2 protein-coding genes are annotated in these 3,144 nt (G+C 68.0%); both read left to right on the top strand.

Features of this window, described 5'->3' with window-relative positions; all coding sequences use genetic code 11:
• On the top strand, positions 1–989 hold a 989-nt coding region (locus ACFE86_RS21990; RefSeq protein WP_375457437.1), incomplete at its 5' end, for an NADH-quinone oxidoreductase subunit F.
• Positions 990–999: 10 nt separating this feature from the next.
• A partial coding sequence (gene fdhF, locus ACFE86_RS21985) for a formate dehydrogenase subunit alpha (RefSeq protein WP_375457436.1) occupies positions 1,000–3,144 on the top strand: 2,145 nt, incomplete at its 3' end.

The raw sequence follows: 3,144 nt of genomic DNA, 5'->3' as shown, positions 1-3,144 counted from the left end.
ACCGGATGATGATGGAGGGCGACCCCTTCAACCTCATCGAGGGCATGACCATCGCCGCGGTCGCGGTCGGCGCGACGCGGGGCTACATCTACCTGCGCTCCGAGTACCCGCAGGCGTTCGCCACGCTCAAGGAGGCGATCGCCAACGGGATCGAGGCCGGGCTGCTCGGCGAGAACGTGATGGGCTCGGGGCACGCCTTCCACCTGGAAGTCCGCCTCGGGGCCGGCGCCTACATCTGCGGCGAGGAGACCTCGCTGCTGGAGAGCCTGGAAGGCCGGCGCGGCATCGTGCGCGCCAAGCCGCCGATCCCGGCACTCAAGGGTTTCATGGGCAAGCCGACGCTGGTCAACAACGTGATGACCCTCACGGCGACCCCGTGGATCCTCGATCACGGCGCCAAGGCCTACGCCGATTACGGCATGGGCCGCTCGCTCGGCACACTGCCGATCCAGCTCGCGGGCAATGTCAAGCACGGCGGCCTGATCGAGATGGCCTTCGGCATCACGCTGCGCGAGGTGATCGAGGGCTTCGGCGGCGGCACCTTCTCCGGGCGCCCGGTGCGCGCGGTGCAGGTCGGCGGCCCGCTCGGCGCCTACTTCCCCGACCACCTGCTCGACACGCCGCTGGACTACGAGGCGATGACGGCGGCCAAGGGCCTCGTCGGCCACGGCGGCATCGTCGTGTTCGACGACACCGTCGACATGGCCAAACAGGCCCGCTTCGCCTTCGAGTTCTGCGCGACCGAGTCCTGCGGCAAGTGCACCCCCTGCCGCATCGGCGCGACCCGCGGGGTCGAGACGATGGACAAGGTCATCGCCGGGATCGCGCCCGAGCGGAACCTCGCCGTCATCGCCGACCTTTGTGACGTCATGACCGACGGTTCGCTCTGCGCCATGGGCGGGCTCACGCCGATGCCCGTGATGAGCGCGATCACCCACTTCCCCGAAGATTTTTCCCGCGTGGGCGATATGCCCATCGCGGCGGAATGAGGAGACAGACATGGCCCTCATCAAAGAGATCGATTACGGCACCCCGATCCGCGTCAGCGAGCAGACGATCACGCTGACCATCGACGGCATGGACATCACGGTGCCCGCGGGCACCTCGGTGATGGCGGCGGCGATGACCGCCGGCACGCAGATCCCGAAGCTGTGCGCGACCGATTCGCTGGAGCCGTTCGGCTCCTGCCGCCTCTGCCTCGTCGAGATCGAGGGCCGGCGCGGCACGCCCGCCTCCTGCACCACGCCGGCCGAGAACGGCATGGTGGTGCGCACGCAGACGGACAAGCTCGCCAAGCTCCGCCGCGGCGTGATGGAGCTCTACATCTCCGACCACCCGCTGACCTGCCTGACCTGCGCCGCCAACGGCGATTGCGAGCTGCAGGACATGGCCGGCGTCGTGGGCCTGCGCGACGTGCGCTACGGCTACGAGGGCGACAACCACGTCGCGCCGTCCGCCGAGAAGTACCTGCCCAAGGACGAGTCGAATCCGTACTTCACCTATGATCCGTCGAAGTGCATCGTCTGCAACCGCTGCGTGCGGGCGTGCGAAGAGGTGCAGGGCACCTTCGCGCTGACGATCAGCGGCCGCGGCTTCGACAGCCGCGTGGCGGCGGGCCCGACGAACTTCATGGAGTCCGAGTGCGTGTCCTGCGGCGCCTGCGTCCAGGCCTGCCCGACCGCGACGCTCCAGGAGAAGTCGATCCACGAGCACGGCCAGCCCGAGCATTCCGAGGTGACGACCTGCGCCTATTGCGGCGTCGGCTGCTCGTTCAAGGCGGAAATGCAGGGCAACAAGGTCATCCGCATGGTGCCCTACAAGGGCGGCAAGGCCAACGAGGGCCATAGCTGCGTCAAGGGCCGCTTCGCTTACGGCTACGCCACGCACAAGGATCGCATCACCAAGCCGATGATCCGCGAGAAGATCACCGACCCGTGGCAGGAGGTCTCGTGGGAGGTCGCGATCGACCGCGCCGCCTCCGAGTTCAAGCGCATCCAGGCGACCTACGGCAAGGACTCGGTCGGCGGCATCACCTCGTCGCGCTGCACCAACGAGGAAGCCTACCTCGTCCAGAAGCTTGTGCGCACGGCCTTCGGCAACAACAACGTCGACACCTGCGCCCGCGTCTGCCACTCGCCGACCGGCTACGGCCTGATGTCGACGCTCGGCACCTCGGCCGGCACGCAGGACTTCAAGTCGGTCGAGGATTCCGACGTGATCCTCGTCATCGGCGCCAACCCGACCGACGGCCACCCGGTCTTCGCCTCGCGGATGAAGCGCCGCCTGCGGGCGGGCGCCAAGCTCATCGTCGCCGACCCGCGCAAGATCGACCTCGTGAAGTCGCCGCACATCAAGGCGGATTACCACCTGCCGCTGAAGCCCGGCTCGAACGTCGCCTTCATCAATTCCATGGCCCACGTCATCGTCACCGAGGGGCTGATCGACGAGGGCTACGTCCGCGCGCGTTGCGAGCTCGCCGACTTCGAGTCCTGGGCGCGGTTCGTCGCCGACGAGCGCCACTCGCCCGAAGCGCAGGAGCAGCATACCGGCGTGAACCCGGCCGACCTGCGGGCTGCCGCGCGTCTCTACGCCACCGGCGGCAACGCCGGCATCTATTATGGGCTGGGCGTGACCGAGCACAGCCAGGGTTCGACCATGGTGATGGGCATGGCCAACATCGCCATGGCCACCGGCAACATCGGCAAGCTCGGCGCCGGCGTGAATCCGTTGCGCGGCCAGAACAACGTGCAGGGCTCGTGCGACATGGGCTCGTTCCCGCACGAGCTACCGGGCTACCGGCACGTGTCGGACGACGCCACCCGCGAGAGCTTCGAGGCGCTGTGGGGCGCCAAGCTCGACGCGGCGCCGGGCCTGCGCATCACCAACATGCTCGACGAGGCCGTCGATGGCGGCTTCAAGGGGCTCTACATCCAGGGCGAGGACATCGCGCAGTCGGACCCCGACACGCACCACGTCACGTCCGGCCTGATGGCGATGGAGTGCATCGTCATCCAGGACATCTTCCTGAACGAGACCGCGAAATACGCCCACGTCTTCCTGCCGGGCGCCTCGTTCCTGGAGAAGGACGGCACCTTCACCAACGCCGAGCGCCGCATCAGCCGCGTGCGCAAGGTGATGCCGCCG

Source organism: uncultured Methylobacterium sp., assembly GCF_964244095.1.
In the GTDB taxonomy this organism is placed as follows: domain Bacteria; phylum Pseudomonadota; class Alphaproteobacteria; order Rhizobiales; family Beijerinckiaceae; genus Methylobacterium.
Note: the sequence above shows the minus strand (reverse complement) of the source record. Positions and strands in the feature narration are given on the sequence as shown.